Below are 21,662 nucleotides of genomic sequence, written 5' to 3'. Positions count from 1 at the left end.
TCCGGCACCGCCCCACGATCTGAAGGAGACCGTCATGACCGACTCCCCCCGCACCCCGCTGCCGATGGCCACGACCGGTTGCTCGTGCTGCGCCCCGGCCCCGGCCGGACCGGCCGAGGCCACGGCCCTCTCCGGGCGCCAGAGTCCCGATCCAGTTGGGACGACAGCCGGTGCCGCGATCTACCAGGTGGAGGGCATGACCTGCGGGCACTGCGTGGGTTCCGTCGCCGAAGCGGTGAGCGCCCTGGACGGAGCAGACGACGTCCGGGTCGACCTGGTCACCGGAGGGGTCTCCCTCGTCACCGTGACCGGGCCCGCCTCCGCGGGCGCAGTGCAGGCCGCTATCGAATCGGCCGGCTACCGCGTCCTCATCAACTGACCCATCCCCTCGACGTCGGCGCCTCGTCGTGAGCAGGCGCCGAGTAGAAGGAACACCATGAGCACCCCGCACCACCCCGATCACCCCACCGGCCAGAACGCCGAGCGTCCAGACCCGGACCCCCACACCAATCACGCCGGCCACGCCCACCGCCCGGCGGACGCCGACACCCACGGGCAGGCGATGCCGCAGGGTCATGCCCACTCGGCCCTGGATGAGGATCACCAGGTCCATGACCACGGCAAGCACGCCGGGCATTCCACCGCGATGTTCCGCAACCGGTTCTGGGTCTCGCTGGTGCTCTCGATCCCGGTGGTGTTCTTCAGCCACATGGTCGGACAGCTGCTGGGCTATCACGTCCCGCAGTTCCCGGGCTCGGCGTGGATCGCCCCGGTGCTGGGCACCGTGATCTACCTCTACGGCGGCGCCCCGTTCCTCAAGGGCGGGCTCACCGAGTTGCGGGCCCGTCAGCCGGGGATGATGCTGCTGATCGCAATGGCCATCACGGTGGCGTTCGTCGCCTCCTGGGTCACCTCGCTGGGCGTCGGGGAGCTGATGCTGGACTTCTGGTGGGAGCTGGCCCTGCTGGTGGTCATCATGTTGCTGGGGCACTGGATGGAGATGCGCGCCTTGGGAGCGGCGTCCTCGGCCCTGGACGCCCTGGCGGAGCTGCTGCCGGAGGAGGCCGAGAAGCTCACCGCCGAGGGCACCACCGTCACGGTGCCGATCGGTGAGCTGGCGGTCGGGGACACCGTGTTGGTCCGCTCCGGGGGACGCATGCCCGCCGATGGGACCCTGATTCAGGGCACGGCCGAGTTTGACGAGTCGATGATCACCGGCGAATCCCGGGCCGTGGCCCGCACCGTCGGGGACCGGGTGGTGGCCGGGACCGTGGCCACCGACAACACCGTGCGGGTCCGCATCGAGGCCATCGGCGCCGACACCGCCCTGGCCGGGATCCAGCGGATGGTCGCTGACGCCCAGGAGTCCTCCTCCCGGGCCCAGGCCCTGGCGGACCGGGCCGCGGCGCTGCTGTTCTGGTTCGCCCTGGGTGCGGCGATCATCACCGCGATCGTGTGGACCGTTATCGGCCAACCCACCGACGCGGTCACCCGGACCGTCACCGTGCTGGTCATCGCCTGCCCGCACGCCCTGGGCCTGGCCATCCCGCTGGTGATCGCGATTTCCACCGAGCGGGCCGCCAAGGCTGGTCTGCTGATCAAGGACCGGATGGCCCTGGAGCGGATGCGCACCATCGACGTGGTCCTGTTCGACAAGACCGGCACCCTGACCGAGGGCGCCCACGCCGTCACCGGCACCGCCACGGTGCCCGGCACCACCGAGGCCGAGCTGCTGGCCTATGCGGCCGCGGCCGAAGCCGACAGCGAGCACCCGGTGGCCCGGGCCATCGTCTCCGCCGCCACCGGTAACCCCGAAGCGGTCGGGCTGGGTCTGCGCGGGACCGGGTTCACCGCGGCCACCGGCCGCGGGGTCAAGGCCACCGTGGCCGGGGCCGAGGTCTTGGTCGGCGGGCCGAACATGTTGCGCGAGCTTGTCCTGGACACCCCCGAGGCCTTGGCCGGTGACATCCGGTCCTGGGCGGATCGGGGGGCCGGGGTGCTGCACGTGGTCCGGGACCGTACCGTCATCGGCGCGATCGCCGTGGAGGACCGGGTCCGCCCCGAGTCCCGGGCCGCCGTGGCCGCCTTGCACGCCCGGGAGGTCAAGGTCGCGATGATCACCGGCGATGCCCGCCAGGTCGCCGAGGCCGTGGCGCGGGATCTGGGCATCGACGAGGTCTTCGCCGAGGTCCTGCCCCAGGACAAGGACACCAAGGTCAGTCAGCTGCAGTCTCGGGGCCTGTCCGTGGCCATGGTCGGGGACGGCGTGAACGACGCCCCGGCCCTGGCCCGCGCCGAGGTCGGCATCGCCATCGGCGCCGGCACCGACGTGGCCATGGAATCGGCCGGCGTCGTGCTGGCCGGCAACGACCCCCGCGCGGTGCTGTCGATGATCGAACTCTCCCACGCCAGCTACGCCAAGATGATCCAGAACCTGGTGTGGGCCGCCGGCTACAACGTGATCTCCGTGCCGCTGGCCGCCGGCGTGTTGGCCCCGATCGGGTTCGTCCTCTCCCCCGCGGTCGGCGCGATCCTCATGTCGGCCTCGACCATCGTCGTGGCCCTCAACGCCCAGCTGCTGCGCCGGATCGACCTGGCTCCGGCCCGCCTGGCCCCGGCTTCCACGGGGGACCGGCGCCCGGCCGGGCAGCCCGCGGCAGCCCCCGCCTCCTGACCCTGAGTTTCCCGACCCCAACCCCACGAAGAAAGGGACACACCATGAAGAAGACCACCACTCTGGCCGCCCTGGCCCTGGCCTCCGCCCTGGCCCTGGCCGGCTGCGCCACCGGCACCGAAGACGAGAACGCCGGTTCCGAGACCACTGCCACCAGCTCGGCGCCGGCCACCACGTCGGAGGCCACGGTCACCGATTCCCCGACCGCGTCCGCCACGGCGACCGGTACCGCGACCGATTCAGCGGAGGAAATCTCTGCCGAGCACAACGATGCGGACATCATGTTCGCCCGGATGATGATCCCGCACCACCAGCAGGCGATTGAAATGAGCGAGATCATGCTGGCCCAGCAGGACCAGGACGCGCAGATTCGTCAACTGGCCGAGCAGATCAAGGCCGCCCAGGGGCCGGAGATCGACCGCATGAACGCCATGCTCAGCGCCTGGGGTCAGGAACCCATGGGCATGGGAGACATGGGAAATATGAACGGCATGGACCACGGCTCCGGGTCCGGGATGAGCGGGATGATGAGCCAGGAAGACTTGGACCGGCTCGAGGCTGCCACCGGTGACGAGGCCGCCCGGCTGTTCCTGGACGGGATGATCGAGCACCACAAGGGGGCCGTGGACATGGCCCAGGACGAGGTCGACAACGGCCAGAACCCCCAGGCCGTGGCCCTGGCCGAACAGGTCATCAAGGACCAGGAATTCGAGATCACTCAGATGGAGCAGATGCTCCAGGAGCTGCCTGCTTCCTGAGCGGGGTGGCCACAGCATCACAGGGAGGGGGACCCGTCCGCTGGACGGGTCCCCCTCCCTGTGATGCCCGGGTTCAGCCCAGGGCGGCGAGCAGCTCGGCGCAGGCCTGTTCGCACCGCCGGCATGCCTGGGCACACACCTTGCAGTGCTCGTGCATCCCGGCGTGGCTCTCGCATTCGTCCCCGCATGCCTTGCAGGCGGCCCGGCAGGCCTCGAGCAGGGCCCGGGTGGTCTCGACGTTGGTGCCGGTCTGCCGGGACAGCACCGCCCCGGTGGCTGCACAGATGTCCGCGCAGTCCAGATTGAGCCGGATGCACTGCCGCAGCTCGGCGACCATGTCCTCGGCCAGGCAGGCATCCGCGCAGGCGGTACAGGTCTGGGCGCATTCGAAACAGGCCTGGATGCACTCGGCCAGCTTCTGCCGGTCGATGTTCCCGACCTCCTTCGGGTAGGTCTCCAGCATGGTGCTCACGTGATGAGTCATGACGTCCTCCTTCGTCGGTTCAACCGCAACGACGCACCGTCCGCCACCGGCCCGCCACACCATCCACCGTAGGATGCCGCCCGGGACGGACTGAAGGGGCCGGACCTTGAAGATCTCGTGAAGATCACCCCGGTGCGCGATCATGTCGGTGCCGGTCGCGGGCCACCAGGACGACATGGTCAGTACGCTGACTCGCTCGCCTACGGGTCGACATGCACGGGAGCGGCTGTGATGATCGCTCCCCCTTCTTTTCTTCCGGAGAGGGGGACGGCCTGCCGGCGCGGTGTTTTCCGACAGCGACGACCAGGCGGATCATCCACGTCATGCGGTCGACCCCAGCCACCACGGTCAGGGTCGGGTGCAGGACCGAGAAGCATTCGACGCTCATCGCCCATCCCGCACCAGGTAGACCATCCCGGAGACTCCCCTCCGGTATGCGGTCACGCGGAAATCCCTCGGTTCGCGCTACTATCTGCATGTAACTGCAGATACGCAACCCTGCAGTTAGTCGTGAAAGTCACCGTGTGTCGACGTGGCCGCCTCCAAGACACCACCACCAGCCCGCTGACCTGAACGGACCGCCCCATGCTCCGCGCCCTGTCCCACCCCGCGTACCTTCGCCTGTACCTGGCCCAGGTCGCGTCCCTGGCCGGGACCGGCCTGCTCACCGTCGCCCTGGGGCTGCTCGCTTACGACCTGGCCGGTGGTAGTGCCGGCCAGCTCCTGGGCACGATCTTCGCCGTGAAGATGGTGGCGTACGTCCTGGTGGCGCCCTTCGCCTCGGCCCTCACTCAGGGGTTGCCGCGCAAGGCGGTGATGGTCACGGCCGACGTTGTGCGCATCGCGGCCGTGGTGGCCCTGCCGTTCATCACGGAGGTGTGGCAGGTGTACCTGCTGGTGTTCGTGTTGCAGTCGGCCTCGGCGACGTTCACCCCGACCTTCCAGTCGGTCATCCCGCAGGTGTTGGTGGACCGAGATGACTACACCGCCGGGCTATCCCTGTCCCGCTTGGCCTACGACCTCGAGGCGGTCCTGTCCCCCGTCCTGGCCGGGTTGCTGCTGTTGGTGATGCCCAGCGAGGCACTGTTCCTGTGGACCGCGGTGGGCTTCACCGGCTCGGCGTTGCTGGTGCTCTCGGTCGCGGTGCCGAAACTGACCGGGATCACCGGACCCGGCGAGGACGAGGCCCCGTTCCTGGTGCGCGTCCGGCGCGGTGCCACGCTCTTCGTCCGCATCCCGGCGCTGCGCCCCATTCTCGCGCTGAATCTCGTGGTGGCCTGCGCCGGGGCTTTCGTCCTGGTGCAGACCGTGGTGATCGTGAAGTCGGGCTTTGGGTTCGGCGATGACATGGTGGCTCTGTTCCTGGCCTTCAATGGCGCGGGGTCGATGGCCGCGGCCTCCCTGCTTCCCTGGATTCTGCGGCGCGCCCCCCACCGCCGGGTCATGCTGACCGGTGCGGTGCTCCTGACGGCCGCCACGGCGCTCATCCCCCTGGCTCTGGTCTCCCCGGGACTGACCGGGGCCGTGGGGGTCGACGCCCTCTGGGTGCTCATCGGCTGGGGGTGGGCCTCAGTGGAAACCCCGGTGGGGGGCATCATCCGCGACCAGGTCGCCGCCCACGATCATCCGGCGGCCTTCGCTGCCCAGTTCTCCCTGTCCCATGCCTGCTGGCTGATCACCTACCCGCTGGCCGGCTGGTTGGGCGCCTCCGGGTTGGCGGCCGCGGCGGCCGTGTTGGCCGGCATCGCGGCGGTAGCCACGGTCGCAGCGTTCATCCTGTGGCCCCGCATCGGAAGCCTCGCGGGCCTGGAGGCCCGCCGCGCCCGCTGAGCGCCGCGAGGCCGTCCGGGTCCGACCCGGTACGCCCGATCGGGCCGGTGAGCCTGTCCTGACACAACCTTTCGAGGTCCGGCGCCGTGGGTGATGCGGGGTGGGCCGGCACGCCGTGGACGTGGCAACCCCACAGCGCTGAGGGGCTTTAACTCTCTGGTGCCGGCCTCACCCCGGAGGGTTGGTGGCGCGACTGCGCAACTGCGTAGGCATCAGCATGCCCGATAGGCTGGGGGCGTGCATGAAGCGCCCATACACGCCTCTCCGGATGATCAGCATGCCCGCATCGCGGCCGAGACCTTCCGGATGCTGGCCGATCCGACGCGGGTAAAGATCCTGTGGGCGTTGTTCCAGGGCGAATGCAGTGTGAACGTGCTGGCCGAACTCGTGGGGGCGGCCCCGACGGTGGTGAGCCAGCACCTGTCCAAGTTGCGCCTGGCCGGGCTGGTGGAGAACCGGCGCGAGGGGACCTTCGCGTACTACTCGGCTACCGATGCGCATGTGCACCGGTTGCTGGCCGAAGCGTTGTCCCATGCCGAGCACCTGAGCGGCGACGCCACCGGGGCGGACCCGCACAGCTACCGCGCCACGGTCACTGGTCCGCGGGCGCCGCGGCGGACCAGCGCCGGCCAGCAGCCCACGTCCTGAGCGGCAGTTGCCGGTCGGGTAGAACCGGACCGCTGGGCTCGGGGCGCTCAGGTGCGCGGCAGGTGCAGTTCGAAGGTCGCCCCGTGGCCCGGGCCGGGGCTGCGGGCGCGCAGGGTGCCGCCGTGGGCCTGGGCCAGGGCTCGGCTGATCGCCAGGCCCAACCCGGAACCGGGGCCAGCCTCCCGGCCGGTGCGGGCCCGGTAGAACCGGTTGAAGACGTGGGGCAGGTTCTCGGCGGTGATGCCTTCCCCGGTGTCGGTCACGGCGATCGTCACCGCCTGGGGGGTGTAGTGGGTGTGCACCGTGATCGTGCCCCCGGCCGGGGTGTGGCGCAGGGCATTGGCTAGCAGGTTGGCCAGCACCTGGCCGATCCGCCCGCGGTCCATGGACACCGGCCCGGGAGCGGGGCCGGAGGTGGTCGTGACCAGGGTGATGTCCCGGGCGGTGGCCTCCTGCTGGATGGCGGCGAGGGCCTCAGCGATGACCGTGGCCGGGTGCTGGGCTGCCAGGTGCAGGCGAGTCAGTCCTTCCTCGGCCTGGGTCAGCTGGCGGATGTCCTCGGCCAGGCGCTCGAGCCGGCTGATCTGGGAGTACAGCACGGTGGTGGTCTCCTGATCGAAGTCCACCACTCCGTCCTCGACGCCCTCGATGTGGACCTTGATGCTGGACAACGGGGTGCGCATCTCGTGGGCCAGGTCGGCGAGCATCTGTCGTCGGGTGGTGTCCACCGCCTCCAGCCGGGCGGCCATGTCGTTGAACGAGGAGGCCAGGGCATCGAACTCCGGGCCCAACCGCGGCGGCACCAGGTGCACCCGGTAGTCCCCTGCGGCCACTTGATGGGCCGCGGTGGAAAACCCGGTCAGGGACCGGCCGATCGTGCGGTACAGGTAGAGGCTGAGCACCACGGCGATGCCCAGGGCCGGCAGCCCGCCGAGAACCAACCCGCTCAGGCCGGCCACCCGGAAGGCTTCCTGCATGTGCCTCTGGCCGACCATCTCGGCCTCGTGGGCGTGATGGTTGGCCACCAGCAAGTCGTGGAACAACTTCGGGCCCAGCCCCACGACCGCCCACAGCACCAACGCCAGTCCCACGACCAGCACTAAGGTCTGAGCCAGCATCAGCCGCATCGTCAACGGCTGCCAGGACCCCACCGGTCTCGGGACGGTGATGCTCATCGATACTCTCCCATTCGGTAGCCGATCCCCCGGACCGTGTGGATGAACCGGGGCGCGCCGGCCCGGTCCCGAAGCTTCTTGCGCAACCGGGCCACGTGCACGTCCACGACGTGCTCTTCCCCGACCCACTGGGTGTTCCAGATCAGCTGCACCAGTTGCCGGCGAGAAAGGACCTGCCCGGGATGCTCCAACAGGGCCAGCAGCAGGTCGAACTCGATCCGCGTCACCTCCACCGGCTCCCCATCCACGCAGACCCGACGCCCGGGACGGTCCACCACCAGGGCCCCGACCTGCACCACGGCGGTGTCCGAGGACGCGGGCGGTGCGGGGGCCGGGTCCAGGTGATGCAGGCGGCGCAACCGAGCCTGCACGCGGGCCACCAGTTCCCGGGCGCTGAACGGCTTGGTCATATAGTCATCGGCCCCCACCGACAGGCCCACGACCTTGTCCATCTCATCATCGCGTGCGGTGAGCATCAGCACGTGGCAGGTCGAGAACGCGCGCACCTGCCGACATACCTCCAGACCGTCCAGTCCCGGCAGGCCCAGATCCAGCACCAGCACATCCGGGGCGAAGTCCCGCACCGCCTGCACCGCCTCGACCCCGTCCTGACACACCGCCACCTCCAGCCCGGCCTTGTCCAGGTACCTCTCGATCATCCGCACCAACGTGGGCTCATCCTCGACCACCAGGACCCGACCAGCTCGACCAACTGACATCAGCACTCCTTCACACCCGGCGCCGCCGCGGCACCGGCGAACACCCCGCCTGAACACCACGGTCTTCCTGCAGTCATTGTGACTGACCGGCACACTGCCGGCCGTCGACCGCCCTCAGATCTTCCGGCCAGCCACCGCGGCCCCGGTGCACCCGGTCGGCGCCGCTCGCCACCACGGCCCTCAGCCCAGGCCCGCCGTCCAGGTGCGACTGGGGTGGTCCAGCAGGGGCCGAAGGACTCCTCTGCGCGCCGGGTCCTGAAGCCACCGACCGCCAGGGAATGTCATCAAACCGTGAGACTCCCGCACAGGTTCCTCCATGTCCAGCCCCAAAGCTGGAAATACCTTGGCCCGCGGGTGTGCACCGCCGAGCCGGGGGAGGCGGCACCGCAGGACGCGGCGCCGCTGGGCACCAGAACATGGACAATCAGACAAGGACGAGCGATGAACTCGGAACAGGTCCCGCCAGGGACCGCCGTGGATCCCCCCGCGGCAACGACAACGAAGAACAAACAGCGGAAGCGACTGGTCGGCATCGACGCGGCCCGCGGGCTGGCCCTGATCGGGCTGATGGCCGTCCACATCCTTCCCGAGACCAATGAGGTGACCCACGCACCGACCCTGGTGTTCTCCATCGTCAACGGCAACTCGGCGGCGCTGTTCGCGTTGCTGGCCGGGGTCGGGCTGGCCCTGTCCACCGGCGGGTCCACCCCGCACCAGGGCCGACGGATGCGCGGGGACCGGGCCGGACTGGCCGTGCGCGCCGCGCTAATCGGATTCATCGGCCTGGTCGTGGCGGCCATCTCGCCCGAGGACCCGCCGGCCTACAGCATCCTGGTCTACTACGCGGTGTTCTTCCTGCTGACCATCCCCTTCCTGCACCTGTCGCCCAGGGTACTGTTCGGCACCGCGGCCGTCTTCGGGATCGTCGCGCCGGTGCTGATGCAGAAACTAGAACCGGTGCTGCCGTCCACTTCGGCCTCCAACCACACCCTGGTGACCCTCTTCACCGAACCGGCCGGCACCGCCGCCGAACTGCTGCTCACCGGGGTGTACCCGGCCCTGCCCTACATGACCTACCTCCTGGTCGGGCTGGGCCTAGGCCGACTGGACCTACGGAGTACCCGCACCCAGGCGATCATCGCCGGCACCGGTGCGCTCCTGGCCCTGAGCGCCCAACTGCTCTCGACCGTGTTGCTGCGCGTCGCCGGCGGCTACCAGGCACTGCTAGCCAGCGACGGCCTGTCCCCGGAGGAACTGGACGAGGCCCTGACCTACAGCACCGGCGAGCTGCCGGACACCTCCGGGTGGTGGCTGACCATCGCCACCGGACACACCAACGCCCCGCTGGCCATCGCCTCCAGCCTGGGCATCGGCCTGCTGGTGCTGGGCGTGTTCCTGTTGCTGGGGGCCCGGGCCGGGCGGTGGCTGGCCCCGTTGGCGGCCATGGGCGCCATGACCCTGACCCTGTACACCGCCCACCTGATCGCCCTGGCCCCCGAGGTCCACTACGACGACCCGGAACTGTGGTTTGCCCTGCACCTGGGCGTCGCCGCCGTCGCCGCCTGGTTCTGGACCCGCCACCACGACAAGGGCCCCCTCGAGACAGTCGTGGGCCGCGCCGTGAAGGGCACCCGGACCATGGTGACCGACGGGGCCCCCGGGACCTACCCCGGCGGGACAGACAACACGACACCCGACAGTGTCTCCCGAGACATCACGCGGGGCTCCGGAACGGATCCGGTTGCCCGTTAGGACAGGGACAGCTCTCCGCGGAGGCGCAGGCCCGGTGGGGTCTGCACCTCTATCCTCAAATCAACCGCATCGATGAGAAGGACTAAATGACGCTGAACGGGCCCTGGAAAGCACTGGGTGACCTGAAGGCCCTGGGCCGGCTCACTCTCGCCGCCGGTGCCGCCGCGGCCGTGGCCTGGCAGTCACACATCCCCACCGCCTATGAGCACCTGGAACAGTTCCAGGTGCTCGCCGACGAGCACGGGGACCGGGCCGCCGGCAGCCCCGGGTACGAGGCCGCGGCCCAGTACGTGGAACGGGAACTGGCCCGCGCCGGGTACGAGACGACCCGGCAGTACTTCACCGTGGAGACCTGGGACCAGGAGTACGAGTCCTTCAGCATCATCGCCGAGACCACCGGCGGTGACGAGGACAACGTCATCATGCTCGGCGCGCACCTGGACGGGGTCCCCGGCAGCCCGGCGATCAATGACAACGCCTCCGGTACCGCGGCCCTGCTCGAGACCGCCCAACGGCTGGCCCAGCAGGACAGCGTGACCAACAAGGTGCGCTTCGCCTGGTGGGGCGCCGAGGAGATCCGCGGCTATCCCGGATCCACTCATTACGTCGAGGAACTGACAGAGGACGGTGAACTCGGCTCCATCGCCGCGTACCTGAACGTCGACATGGTCGCCTCACCCAACCATGTCGTCGGGGTCTACGACGCCCGTGAGCCCGATGAGGAGTGGGAGTACGGTTCCGGGCCCCCGGTGCCGGACGGCTCGGAGCAGGTCATGGAGGTGTTCACCGACTACTTCTCCGCACAGGGCCAGCCCTGGGTGCCGACCTCATGGAACTTCGCCTCCGATCAGGTGGCATTCGTGGAGGCCGGGGTGCCGGTGGGCGGATTGTTCACCGGCAGCAAGGAAACCAAGACCGAGGCCGAGGCCACCGACTTCGGCGGCCGGGCCGAGGCACCACGCGATCCGAACTACCACCAGCCCGGTGACGACCTGGACAACATCGACCGCGAGGCCTTGGCCCTGATGACCGAGGCGATCACCCATGCCGCCACCACCCTGGCCCAGGACACCGGTGCCCTGGAGTGAATCGGCTGCCCCGCCGGGGGTGGCCCCCGGGCTCAGCACCCGCGACCCTGACCGGGGCCCCGCTGGGGGTCTGGACCGTGGTCGCGCCGGCACGCCCGGGGACCATTCCCACCCCCGTCGACTCGGTTTGTCGCAGACCGGCCGGGTCTGGGCGGGACCGCGGCGGGGACGTACGAAGCCACGCGGGCCGGGAACGAACGGATACTTCGGATGAGCTAGCGAGAAGGAATTCATGACACGCTTCGCCCGCTGGGCCATTCCCGGTTTGGCCGCAGCACTGCTACTGACCTCCTGTAGTGCCCCCGCGCCGACACCAAGCGCGGCGCCGACCTCTACCGCGGCGCCGCCATCGACCGGTCACGAATCCCTCAAGACGCCTGCCGTGCGGCCGAGCATCGAACCGGGCCCGGCCGTGGAGCTCGGGCAATACGCCGTGGCTGCCGCGCACCCGGCGGCCGTCGAGGCCGGGATGCAGATTCTGGCCGCAGGAGGCAATGCTGCTGATGCGGCCGTGGCCACGGCCTTCGCCGTCGCCGTCGTCGAGCCCTATGCCTCCGGTATCGGCGGCGGAGGCTCGGCGATCCTGGCCGGGCCCGGACAGACTCCGATCGCCTACGACTACCGCGAGGTCGTGGCCCAGGACGGCCGGATCCCAGCCTCCGGCACCGGCATCCCCGGCTTCGTGGCCGGACTGGCCGAGATCCACGCCGCGCACGGCGCTCTGGACTGGGCCGAGGTGCTCGACCCGGCCATCGAACTGGCGGAGACGGGGTTCCCGGTCTCGGAGTTCTTAGACCAGCGGATGCGCGCCGACTTCGGTCCGGCATCCCTGGAGGGGCTGGGGCACTTCCATGACGCCTCCGGGGAACCGCTGGCCGCTGGCCAGACGCTAATCCAGCAGGACCTGGCCCGGACCATGACCACGCTGGCCCAGGGCGGGCCCGAGGCGTTCTACACCGGGACCCTGGCCCAGGACCTGACCACGGTGGAGGGCCTGGACGCGGTCTCGCTGGCCGCCTATGCACCCGAGCAGATGGCCCCGGTCAGTGGGCCCTTCGGGGACTACCAGGTGCTCTCGGCCGCACCGCCACTGCCGGGCGCGGCCCTGATCCAGCAACTGCAACTCACCCAGGCCCTGGACATTCAGGACCACACCCCCGGGACCGCCGGGTACGTGGACCGGCTCTCCGCGGCGTGGATCGCCGCCGAGGGCTCGGTGACGCACTTCTTTGGCGACCCCGACGTCGTGGAGGTCCCGCTCGACCGCCTCACCGACCCGGTCGCGAACGCGCAGATCGCCGAGAAGGTGTCCCTCCTGGCCGGCGGGGCCAGCATCGACCCTCTGGACGGAACCGCCGGAACGGAAGATGCGGCCGTGTCGGCGGCCGGCGTGCGGGCCACCGCCGGGCCCGTGACGGCGGGGAACACCACGCACCTGAGCGTGGTGGACGCGGACGGGTTCACGGTGTCCATGACCAACACCCTGACCAGCTTCTGGGGCGGCAGCGCGTCGGCATACGTAGGTGGGTTCTTCCTGAACAACCAGCTCTCCCGGTTCGACACCGAGGCCTCGGACGCCAACCAACCCGGACCGGGACGTAAGTCCGTCAGCTGGTCCGCCCCGACCATGGTGCTCGATGGCCAGGGCCGGCCGGTGTTGGCCCTGGGCAGTCCCGGCGGGCATCAGATCCCCAACATCCTCACCGGCGTGCTGGTGGCCTGGGGGTTACAGGGCGCATCGCTCCAGGAGGCGGTGGACGCACCCCGGTTCCACCTACAGGACGGGGTGCTGGCGGTGGAACAGGAACCCTCGACCGAACTGGCCGAGCTGATCCGGGCACGGGACTGGGAGCTGCAGCGCACCGAACGGGAACAAGCGATCTTCGGGTCCGTGCAGGCCCTGGCGATCGACTACGACACCGGGCAGATCACCGGCGCGAAGGACCCCCGCAGAGAGGCCGACGTCTCCATCGCGGATGCCCCCGGCGCCGAGGCTCCCACAGGGTCGGAATGAGCGTCGTGGGAACCGCACCTTCGTCCTCCGCCTCCCCGGGCGGTGACCTGCCGGCCCCCGGTCGAATCGGCGGTGGTGGCTCTGGGCCCCACGGCCGTGTCGTGGGCCTGGACGTGGCGCGGGCAGTGGCGATCATCGGGATGATCGCGGTGAACGTCGGCCCCCGGGGCGCCGAGGGGTTCCTCGGGGCACTGTACGACCTGCCCCTGGGGCGAGCTTCCCTGCTGTTCATGCTCCTGGCCGGGGTGGGGATCTCCCTGATGACCCGCTCCGTCCGCGGGACCGGTGGAACGCCCGTACCGTGGCGGATGGTCCTGTGGCGGGCGGTGTTACTGCTCCTGGGCGGCCTGGCGCTGCAGATCCCGGACCATGAGGCCAGCGTGATCCTGCCCCTCTACGGGCTGCTGTTCATCGCCTGTCTGCCCCTACTCAGGGCGCCAACCTGGGTGCTGGGCGCACTGACCGGGACGTTCGTACTCGTGGGCCCCCTGGCCTGGGTGGCCGCCCGAACCACGTGGGCTCCCGTGTCCCGGCGCACGGAACCGACGCTGCTGGACCCGCCCGGAGAGATCCTCAGCGGCATCCTGTTCACGGGGGCCTATCCCGCGGTGGTCTGGGCGGCGCCCTTCCTGGCCGGGATGCTGCTCGGACGGCTCGACCTGCGAAGTGCGGTACTCCAGCGCCGGTTGGTGCTGTGGGGTGCGGTGTGCGCCGCCGGCGGGCACCTACTCTCACAAGTCCTCATCCTGGTCTTCGGCACCCCGGAGCGGACCGTCGGCTGGGACCGCCTCGTCTCCGCGACCGCCCACTCCCACATGCCCCTGTGGCTCATCGCCAGCTCCGGTGCCGCACTGTTCGTGCTCGGGCTGTGCCTGCTGGCCGGTCGCCTGGCATCTGGCAGCCTTCCCGTACTGGCCGCCACGGGGCGGCTGTCACTGACCATCTACGTCGGACACCTGCTCGCCCTGGCCGCGTTTGTCCGCCCCGGCCCGGGCTCCCTGGCCACCGGGATCTTCACCACCGTGGTGCTGTGCATCGGGTCAATCCTCTTCGCCTGGCTCTGGACCCGGCGGTTCAGCGCCGGGCCGCTGGAAATGCTCCTGCGCGGGCCACGGCAACCACGACGTGCCTCCTAAGGCCGGGATCAGGAACCGCACCGAATCGTCCCCTGCCCCACGACCGGCCGCAGGAGTTCACGGCGAGGGCATCACCCCGGCGGGCCGCGGCGGCGACATGGGCCCGGGGTGCACGGGCGGTTGTTGCCCGGCCGCATCCCACGGCTCCGACCGGAGCGCCCAACCAGCAGGCCCGGTGCGCTGCGCCCCGGCAGATCCGACTGGTCGTGGTCGGGCAGTCAGGACTCGATCCCCGAGGACCCGGCAGGGAACGGCGCGAAGGTGCCTCATCCCGGATGCCCTACCCTGATCGCCTCACGCCCGAGCAGACAGCTATCGAAAGCGGCACGAACCCCCGCCCCGCGGGCAGGACCACCCGCTCGATCAGTCCTTCGCGGATCCCGAGGCGGCAGGAAGCTCCACGACAGCCGGGCCAGACGTGGCCGGCGTGGACGACACAAGGGTGGACGGGGTCGGGCCAGACGTGGCCGGCGTGGACGACACAGGGGTGGGCTGGGTCGGGGTGGTCTTCTCGACCCCCGACCAGTGGGTCTCGATGTTCTCCCGGAGCGTGTCGACGTCGAGGGAACACCCGGTGAGCAGGACCATCAGGCAGACCCAAGCCAGCACGGCCCGCACACGACCCTGCGTTGTCGTGAGCGTGCGGTGCGACACGGTACGCACTCCCTGGTCAGTGGCGCGGTGCCTGCGGAATAGCAGCACGGCCCCCAGACCGGGCGGGTAGGCACCGGTGCCGGCCGCTGCCACGAGAACGGGGTCGCCCCGTTCTGCAGTGTCCCGAGCACTGTTCATCAAGGGTCCGTGCGCGCGAAGGGTCGGTGCCATGGGGTTCTCCTTGGTCCTGTGCACCACGGGCCCGCGGTGTGTTTCCAGTCTCGAGACCCGACGTGGCGGAACTCCTACGGACACCTCACGCTTTGATGACAGTCCGCAGCGGCCGGCAGCCGCGGAAGTACGCGCACCGACCGGCAGCCCCGTCTCGGTGAGGCCTGGGTCTACTCCGACCGGCTGCCCAAGCCACCCCCGGCCCACCGCGAACGCCTGACTAGGGATATCGACATCTGCACAGTGTCCGACCCGGTATACCCATCCCCCAGAGGGGTTCACCAACATGGTGGGCCGTAGAGAACGATCTCTACGTGGTCACCCGCTTGGACACTGGCGGTTTGGCACTCCGGCACCGGGTTCTACGCTGCCTCGGCCAGCCGGCCACTCCGGCGTCTGTGGCTATGTCGATGTATTGAACCCCGGTAAGACGGGGAGGGGTCTTTATGGACGATCCGATCTGATCATTTGAGCCTCCTCGTCCATGGCCCGAAGCAATCGAGCAAGAATTTCCATCTTCTTGACGCCACTAGCCAGGGACAGCGTGGAGCGCCGTCCGTTGAGAGCGCGGACTGTTGCGTCATCGCCGATGGCCCGGAGCGTGATCGAGGTCCCTCCATTGCAGGTGATGAGGTACACCTCTACAGCCCAAGCGCCGAAACCGAACCGGCCGGACCCCGAACTCACAAGCAACACGTCCGGCTGACCCTCAACAACGTCGAGCGGCATACGGCCTTTAGCGACAGACTCAACGTCTGCGCGGAGATACCCGAAGAAACCATAGAGACGTCGAACCACGACTCCCAGCTCGAGAATCGACTCAAGGTGCAGTTCCTTCGTGGGTCCCGCTCCGATTCGAGGCGGGCGCGTGGTGGGGGTCATGGGGCTTCTCCTGGATTCGTTACAACACGGGACCGCGGTGTGTCTCCAGCCTCCGGGTCCAACTTTGAGCAACTCCTACGGACAACTCACGGTTTGATGACACTGCGCAGGGACCGGGGCGGCCGGCACCCACCTCCAGCCAATCCATCCCGGCTGTCACGGATTCTCCTCGCCCTCGACTCGCGGTCCCCTGGAGAGGCCTGGAGCGCGAAAGGGCATCAGAAGAGTGTCAATGCAGATGAGGTGTGCCATTTTGAACACTGTGGATGACCACGACAGTGTTCTGTCAGGGCGGGCCTCAAACCGGCCCTTCGACACTTTCGTCAGGGCAGCTCTGATTGGTGGCGGGACACACCGTCGACGAGGAGCGATGCGAGACGGACTAATGCTGGTCGCGCTTGGTGACGGCTTCGGCCTCGTCCCAGGCGAAGATCTCCGACGCCGGGTACTCGGCACGGCCCCGGACCGGAGGCTCCCCCACGGCCGAGTACCGTCCAGGTTCGAGCTCGGCCAGCAGCCAGCCCCTGCCGTGCCCGGTGTAGCGGGTGCCGGCCACGTCCAGGGCGAACACCAGCGGGGCGGTCGGCGGCTCCTGCCGGCGTGGGCGCACCAGGTAGGTGGCCACCCGGCCACTGACCTGGTCGGTGATCGGGTTCAGGTGCCGGTCCCACCAGTCACCTTGGTCCTTGCGGTGCGCGGTGAGGTCCTTGCTGGTGTGCACCGTGCCGTCGTCGCAGACCTCCAGGTAACGGCAGACATCCCCACGGATCACCTGCTCCGCGGTGATGCGGGGCGCCCCATCGGTGTCGGTCTCGGGAAAGTCCATCGCTGCCTCCTGGGGCTCATCCTGCCATCGCGGCCGGACACCCCACTGCTGAGCGCCCTCTCAGCCTGTCAGCACGCCACCGGGAGTACTTGTCATGCCGTCCCAATTCCTTGGAACTGGGACACTCCCTCAGGGATGGACCGAAGACGACGACACGCCATGCATTCGCGTTCCAGAACTAAGCCCAAAACGACGTCTCAGCTGACTCGTACAAAACCGACTTTTGATACAGGGTGCCCATGGAGATTAGGTACGTGCGCATCCCGACCATGAAACAGGACCTGGATCGGTAGATCGACGACCTGCGCAAGGAAGAGATCCTGGCCAGCACCTCGCCGCCGAGGAGCATCAACACGACTAAGTCGGTACCTACCAAAAGTGACCGCCGAGCTGATTCACTACCCCATCTACAGCCGTAGCTGCGCTTCTGTGCCTGAACGGTCAGAGTGTCGCCCTGTAGCTGCGCCATGAGTGATGAGAAAAGTTCGACCTGGGGCACCGATGCGGACCGCGCGTGACCGTCATGCGGATCAAGAGTGGCACTTGACCTGGGGTTTATGAATGCCATTTGCCGTCACAATGTCATATCGTTCACGAACATTCGTCTTTTTGATCATGGCAACCGATATCCTCAGCGCCATCATGAGCACCTCACTTGCATCCCACCACGCCACCCGGCTTAAGCGGTTGGGCGCCGCTGCCGCGGTCCTGGCCGTCCTTGTCACTACCGGTTGCGGACCTGACTCCGCCTCTTCCAGTCAACCCGCGCCCCAAACGGTCACTGTTACTGCCACCCCGTCCGAATCCACCTCACCCACGCCGACCGCCTCCGCCGCGGAGGCGCCGGCCAACGGTGCCGTCCCGGACGACAGCGACACGCAGACCGCCGTCGCCGTGCTGGCGGACCTGCCTATTAAGGGGCGCGCCCCAAAGACCGGGTATGACCGCGACCTGTTCGGTCAGCCTTGGGCAGACGTTGACCGCAACGGCTGCGACACCCGCAATGACATCCTCAACCGGGACCTCGACGTCGAGTCCCACAAGCCCGGAACCGACAACTGCGTCGTGCTCACCGGCACCCTCGAGGACCCCTACACGGCCACCACCATCGACTTCCAGCGCGGCCAGGACACCTCCGATGACGTGCAGATCGACCACGTGGTGGCCCTGTCCGATGCCTGGCAGAAGGGCGCCCAGCAGATCACCGCAGCACAGCGGGTGGCCTTCGCCAACGACCCGCTGAACCTGCTGGCCGTCGACGGGCCCACCAACGCCAAGAAGGGCGACGCGGACGCCGCGACCTGGCTGCCCCCGAACCGTCCCTACCGCTGTGACTACGTCGCCCGTCAGATCGCGGTGAAGGCCAAGTACGAACTGTGGATCACCCAGCCCGAGCACGACGCCATGGCCAAGGTGCTGGCCACCTGCGACACGCAGAAGGTGCCCGCCGCCGGAAAGAACCTGAACGTCAGCAGCGGTCAGGCCCGCGAGGCCGAGAAGCCCACTCAGACCCCGACCCCGGCCAAGACCACGCCTGCACCGAAGGCACCAGCCCAGCCGACCTACACGCCAGCACCGAAGGCCACGCCCAAGCCCACCTACACTCCGAAACCCACGCCGACCTACACCCCGAAACCCCAGCCCACGTACACGCCTCCGCCAACCAAGGCTCCCGCCGCGTACTACAAGAACTGCTCCGCCGCCCGCGCCGCCGGGGCTGCCCCAGTCCGGGTCGGCGATCCCGGTTACGGCAGCCACCTCGACCGCGACGGCGACGGCATCGGCTGCGAATAGCCACCATCCGCGTACACGAACCCCGCCCCCACGGCCTCATCCCGAGGCGGTGGGGGCGGGTCTTTTATCCGTCCGTAGACCTCTGGAGTTAGCCGTAATACGCCTGGACGATTGAACCGGGTCAGTGTTCACGTGGACTGCGGCCAGCTCCGCCCCCGTGGCCGATAGAGGCAGCCCGTACAACCCTTTCAGGCCAGGGGGTGCTGGACACGGTTCAACCGAGAATGGCCGGCTTGAAGGTCTCAACGAGTTGTGCCAAGTCCTCATTGCCAGACAGGTTCAACGGAACGACATCACCGGCAGCGCCCTTGCGCTGAAACTGGGCGTCGGTGGCAGAGAGCAAGGCTTCGGTCGGATTCACCGTTCGCCAGTTCAGCCCCTGCATCATCTGACGGGAGAATCGTGCCGCATAGATCGGGGCCACGAACTCGGCCGGGGTGGCAGCGTTCAAATCCTTCCGCAGGACCACCACGCGGAACTCATCCACCGACGGGGCGACCGCGCGTCCCTCCTTCACGGTGGCCAACACCGTGGACCCCAGAGCAGCAACGTAAAGGGCATTGCGCTCCGACTTGGTGCGCTTCTTGGTGGTGGGCTTGCCCGCGGCCGTCAGTGAGGGCATCCGCTCAGGGATCAAATCCACGGCACCGAACACAATCAGCACGGTCGCGTACCGCACACCGTCTTCGGTGCCCACGTCCACGGCGGTGGCGTCCGAGGCGTTGTCCGCGAAGGCGCTCTCCAGAGTCTCCATGACCAAGCCGGTGTCGTGCTCATTCAACAGCTTCCAGAGCTCGGTGCTTCCTGCGCACAGGTCCCGATACTTCTCAGCGTTCTGCCTATCGATCCGAGAAGCCTCGGCTTCGGCCAACTCGCGTGCCCTGGCCTTGGCGGCCTTGCGCTCCGAGAGTTTGAACCGACCGACCTGGGATAGCTCGTGTTGTTCAATCTGGGCGCGCAGCACCTCGACGTCCGCTGGAGCGGGCGGGGGCACTTCATAGGGAGCCGCCGGTGCGAAAGCCTCATGGTGGAGGCTGACGAGAGAGTTCTCCAGGTCCTGCAGCTCGGCAATGGCAGCCTCCTTCTCCGCAGCCCGCTGGGCTCGCTCGAGCTGGGCCAGACTGGGGCGAGCACTGGAGGAACGGCCAGGATTCGATCGCCCGGTTGCGCTCGGACCAGAGAGTCGCTGGCTCACGCGCACTCCCCCGCCCCCGACCGATGCATAGGTACCATCACCCCCGAACGACACTCGGGCCTTCGAGTTACCCACACTCGTCCGGATTCCCCGGCTGGACGCGCTGATGCGCACCCCCGGGGCGACCTTGAAACTCATGCGTGCCATCGGATCCCTACTCGTCAGACTGTGTTTGACCCCGAGGCTATCCGACGAGTCACACCACAGAAGTCTGGTTCGGGCAGGGTTCGGGATCAGCGTCGGCCGGGGCTCGAGGATGAACCGGTAGAGCGCGGCCCGGGAGTTATCCAAGACGCGGGCACTCTGGGGCACGGCCTGCCCAGAGTTGATCAGAGTTGATCAGAGGCGGGGCCTGTGGATCTGAGAGTCGAAGACGACCTACCGACGTCCTCCGAGGTCCAGGGCCCGCAACCCCCAAAACTTGAGACGCCGATAACGGGGCATACGACATCTGGCGTTGTCACACCCGCGACAGACTCCAAGCGGTCCAGGCGACTCAATTGTCCAGACGGCGTCTGGACAATTGAGTCCGCTGGCCCACCCCTAGGGTGGAGGCATGACCTCATTGGAGCCGGACCTCCCCGGCGATTACGCCGCCACCCTCACGGTTCTAAAGGATCTCGTGGGTAACGCCCAGCACCAGGCGCAGCGCGCAGTGAACACCGCCATGATCGAGCTCTACTGGAACATCGGGCGCACCATCGCCGAGCGTCAAAGTAGCGAGCCGTGGGGCAGCAAGGTCCTGGACCGGCTGGCACGGGACCTGCGGAACGAGTTCCCGCACATGAAGGGTTTCTCCCGGACCAATCTGTACAACATGCGGGCCTTCGCCCAGGCCTGGAGTGGCCCGGAGCCAATTGTCCAGACACCGTCTGGACAATTGAGCTGGAGCCACAACGTCGCCCTGCTGAACAAGCTCGGCGACCACCGGCTGAGGGTCTGGTATGCCTCCAGGGCCGTCCAACATGGCTGGTCGGTGTCCGTGCTCGAACACCAAATCCTTACCGGCCTTCACACCCGCAGCGGCGCTGCCCCGAACAACCTCGAGGCCAGACTGCCCGGTGAGGGCACCGATCTGGCCCGGGCTATCGCCAAGGACCCGCTGGTCCTGGACTTCCTCGGGCTGACCGAAGAGGCACAGGAGCACGCCATCGAGGAGGCCATGACGCTGCGCATGTCCCAAACCCTGGCCGAGTTCGGACCCGGCTTCGCCTTCGTCGGCCGGCAATACCCCCTCGACGTCGACGGCGATGACTTCTTCATCGACCTGCTGCTCTACCACGTCCCCTCGGACCGCTACGTCGTGGTCGAACTGAAAGCCGGCAAATTCAAGCCCGAGCACCTAGGCCAGCTGAACTTCTACGTCGCGGCCGTCGACGACATGCTCCGGCTACCCAGACAGGCCGCCACCGTTGGGATCCTCGTCTGCGGCTCCAGGAACGAACGCACCGTGCGCTACGCCCTGGACGGCTCGGCCCAGCCCCTGGCCGTGGCGTCCTACACCTACGAGGCGCTGCCGGCCGAAGAGCAGTCGGCGCTTCCCTCACCGGCCGCCATCGCCGCAGCCCTCGAGCACGATCCCTCCACCCCTGGCAACGTGTAGCGTCCGAACCCCGCCTGCATTCTCTCCGGGTCCGTCCATGAACAGCGGCAATCGCGCATGCCTCTGCGAAGCGCTGCCCCGGTAGACACACGCGCCATCTCCGGGCCTCGTAGCCCATGGTGAAAGCACGTCCTAGATTCAGGAGCTAGCGGCACGGACGCCCAAAGTGAACTGCACCAGCCATAAACCCTTGTCGCATCAAACGTTCCTTTGATGCGACGCCGGACTGGGTCTCCCGACAGCACCCGCCGGTCGATCC

Annotated in this window: 16 protein-coding genes and 1 pseudogene; 11 read left to right on the top strand and 6 right to left on the bottom strand. The window is 68.4% G+C overall.

What is annotated here, in order from left to right; genetic code table 11:
• Window positions 1-34: 34 nt before the first annotated feature.
• The 3 genes from Q0283_RS03490 to Q0283_RS03480 are packed head-to-tail and all read left to right on the top strand — an operon-like array spanning window position 35 to window position 3,432.
• Window positions 35-379, top strand: coding sequence for a heavy-metal-associated domain-containing protein (locus Q0283_RS03490; protein WP_298042987.1), 345 nt, complete (start codon window positions 35-37; stop codon window positions 377-379).
• Window positions 380-436: 57 nt separating this feature from the next.
• Window positions 437-2,674 carry a heavy metal translocating P-type ATPase gene (locus Q0283_RS03485; RefSeq protein WP_298042984.1) on the top strand — a complete coding sequence of 746 codons (2,238 nt, stop codon included), beginning with the start codon at window positions 437-439 and terminating at the stop codon, window positions 2,672-2,674.
• A gap of 44 nt (window positions 2,675-2,718) precedes the next feature.
• Window positions 2,719-3,432, top strand: a complete 714-nt coding sequence (locus Q0283_RS03480; RefSeq protein ID WP_298042981.1) for a DUF305 domain-containing protein — start codon at window positions 2,719-2,721, stop codon at window positions 3,430-3,432.
• Window positions 3,433-3,505: 73 nt separating this feature from the next.
• Here Q0283_RS03480 and Q0283_RS03475 read toward each other — a convergent pair whose 3' ends face one another.
• Complete coding sequence (locus tag Q0283_RS03475) at window positions 3,506-3,916, bottom strand: four-helix bundle copper-binding protein (protein ID WP_298042979.1); 411 nt, start codon at window positions 3,914-3,916, stop codon at window positions 3,506-3,508.
• Between the two features lie 585 nt (window positions 3,917-4,501).
• On the opposite strand from Q0283_RS03475, the gene Q0283_RS03470 reads away from it, so the two are divergent.
• Both Q0283_RS03470 and Q0283_RS03465 read left to right on the top strand, forming a co-directional pair.
• Window positions 4,502-5,746 (top strand): MFS transporter, encoded by a 1,245-nt coding sequence (locus tag Q0283_RS03470; RefSeq protein ID WP_298042976.1) that lies wholly within the window; start codon window positions 4,502-4,504, stop codon window positions 5,744-5,746.
• A gap of 237 nt (window positions 5,747-5,983) precedes the next feature.
• Window positions 5,984-6,394, top strand: a complete 411-nt coding sequence (locus tag Q0283_RS03465) for a metalloregulator ArsR/SmtB family transcription factor (protein ID WP_298042974.1) — start codon at window positions 5,984-5,986, stop codon at window positions 6,392-6,394.
• A 47-nt stretch (window positions 6,395-6,441) separates the two neighbouring features.
• Here Q0283_RS03465 and Q0283_RS03460 read toward each other — a convergent pair whose 3' ends face one another.
• Entirely contained in the window at window positions 6,442-7,569 is a 1,128-nt protein-coding gene (locus Q0283_RS03460; protein WP_298042971.1) for a cell wall metabolism sensor histidine kinase WalK, read from the bottom strand.
• A complete protein-coding gene (locus Q0283_RS03455) occupies window positions 7,566-8,288 on the bottom strand; it encodes a response regulator transcription factor (RefSeq protein ID WP_298042968.1) in 723 nt (240 codons plus the stop codon). Before Q0283_RS03455 ends, Q0283_RS03460 begins: the two co-directional genes overlap by 4 nt.
• 441 nt (window positions 8,289-8,729) lie before the next feature.
• Here Q0283_RS03455 and Q0283_RS03450 point away from each other — a divergent pair, with 441 nt between their 5' ends.
• The 4 genes from Q0283_RS03450 (at window position 8,730) to Q0283_RS03435 (ending at window position 14,278) form a co-directional block, all read left to right on the top strand.
• On the top strand, window positions 8,730-10,040 hold the full coding sequence (locus tag Q0283_RS03450) for a heparan-alpha-glucosaminide N-acetyltransferase domain-containing protein (protein WP_298042965.1): 1,311 nt from the start codon (window positions 8,730-8,732) through the stop codon (window positions 10,038-10,040).
• Window positions 10,041-10,126: 86 nt separating this feature from the next.
• On the top strand, window positions 10,127-11,128 hold the full coding sequence (locus Q0283_RS03445) for a M20/M25/M40 family metallo-hydrolase (RefSeq protein WP_298042962.1): 1,002 nt from the start codon (window positions 10,127-10,129) through the stop codon (window positions 11,126-11,128).
• A gap of 382 nt (window positions 11,129-11,510) precedes the next feature.
• On the top strand, window positions 11,511-13,142 hold the full coding sequence (locus Q0283_RS03440) for a gamma-glutamyltransferase (protein ID WP_298042959.1): 1,632 nt from the start codon (window positions 11,511-11,513) through the stop codon (window positions 13,140-13,142).
• A gap of 5 nt (window positions 13,143-13,147) precedes the next feature.
• A complete protein-coding gene (locus Q0283_RS03435) occupies window positions 13,148-14,278 on the top strand; it encodes a DUF418 domain-containing protein (protein ID WP_298042955.1) in 1,131 nt (376 codons plus the stop codon).
• 2,089 nt (window positions 14,279-16,367) lie between these two features.
• Here Q0283_RS03435 and Q0283_RS03430 read toward each other — a convergent pair.
• Window positions 16,368-16,811: a hypothetical protein gene (locus Q0283_RS03430; protein ID WP_298042952.1), complete on the bottom strand. Its 444-nt coding sequence runs from the start codon at window positions 16,809-16,811 to the stop codon at window positions 16,368-16,370.
• A 642-nt stretch (window positions 16,812-17,453) separates the two neighbouring features.
• Here Q0283_RS03430 and Q0283_RS03425 point away from each other — a divergent pair.
• Window positions 17,454-18,605 (top strand): DUF1524 domain-containing protein, encoded by a 1,152-nt coding sequence (locus Q0283_RS03425; RefSeq protein ID WP_298042950.1) that lies wholly within the window; start codon window positions 17,454-17,456, stop codon window positions 18,603-18,605.
• 214 nt (window positions 18,606-18,819) lie between these two features.
• Here Q0283_RS03425 and Q0283_RS03420 read toward each other — a convergent pair whose 3' ends face one another.
• Window positions 18,820-19,800, bottom strand: coding sequence for a hypothetical protein (locus Q0283_RS03420; protein WP_298042947.1), 981 nt, complete (start codon window positions 19,798-19,800; stop codon window positions 18,820-18,822).
• Window positions 19,801-19,818: 18 nt separating this feature from the next.
• Window positions 19,819-19,938, bottom strand: a pseudogene (locus Q0283_RS17605) (DUF4236 domain-containing protein); the annotation flags it as partial.
• A 418-nt stretch (window positions 19,939-20,356) separates the two neighbouring features.
• Between Q0283_RS17605 and Q0283_RS03415 the strand changes: the two are divergent.
• Window positions 20,357-21,403, top strand: a complete 1,047-nt coding sequence (locus Q0283_RS03415; RefSeq protein WP_298042944.1) for a YhcG family protein — start codon at window positions 20,357-20,359, stop codon at window positions 21,401-21,403.
• Window positions 21,404-21,662 lie beyond the last annotated feature (259 nt).

Source organism: uncultured Citricoccus sp., from assembly GCF_937871995.1.
Lineage (GTDB): Bacteria > Actinomycetota > Actinomycetes > Actinomycetales > Micrococcaceae > Citricoccus.
This window is presented reverse-complemented; position numbering and strand designations above follow the sequence as displayed.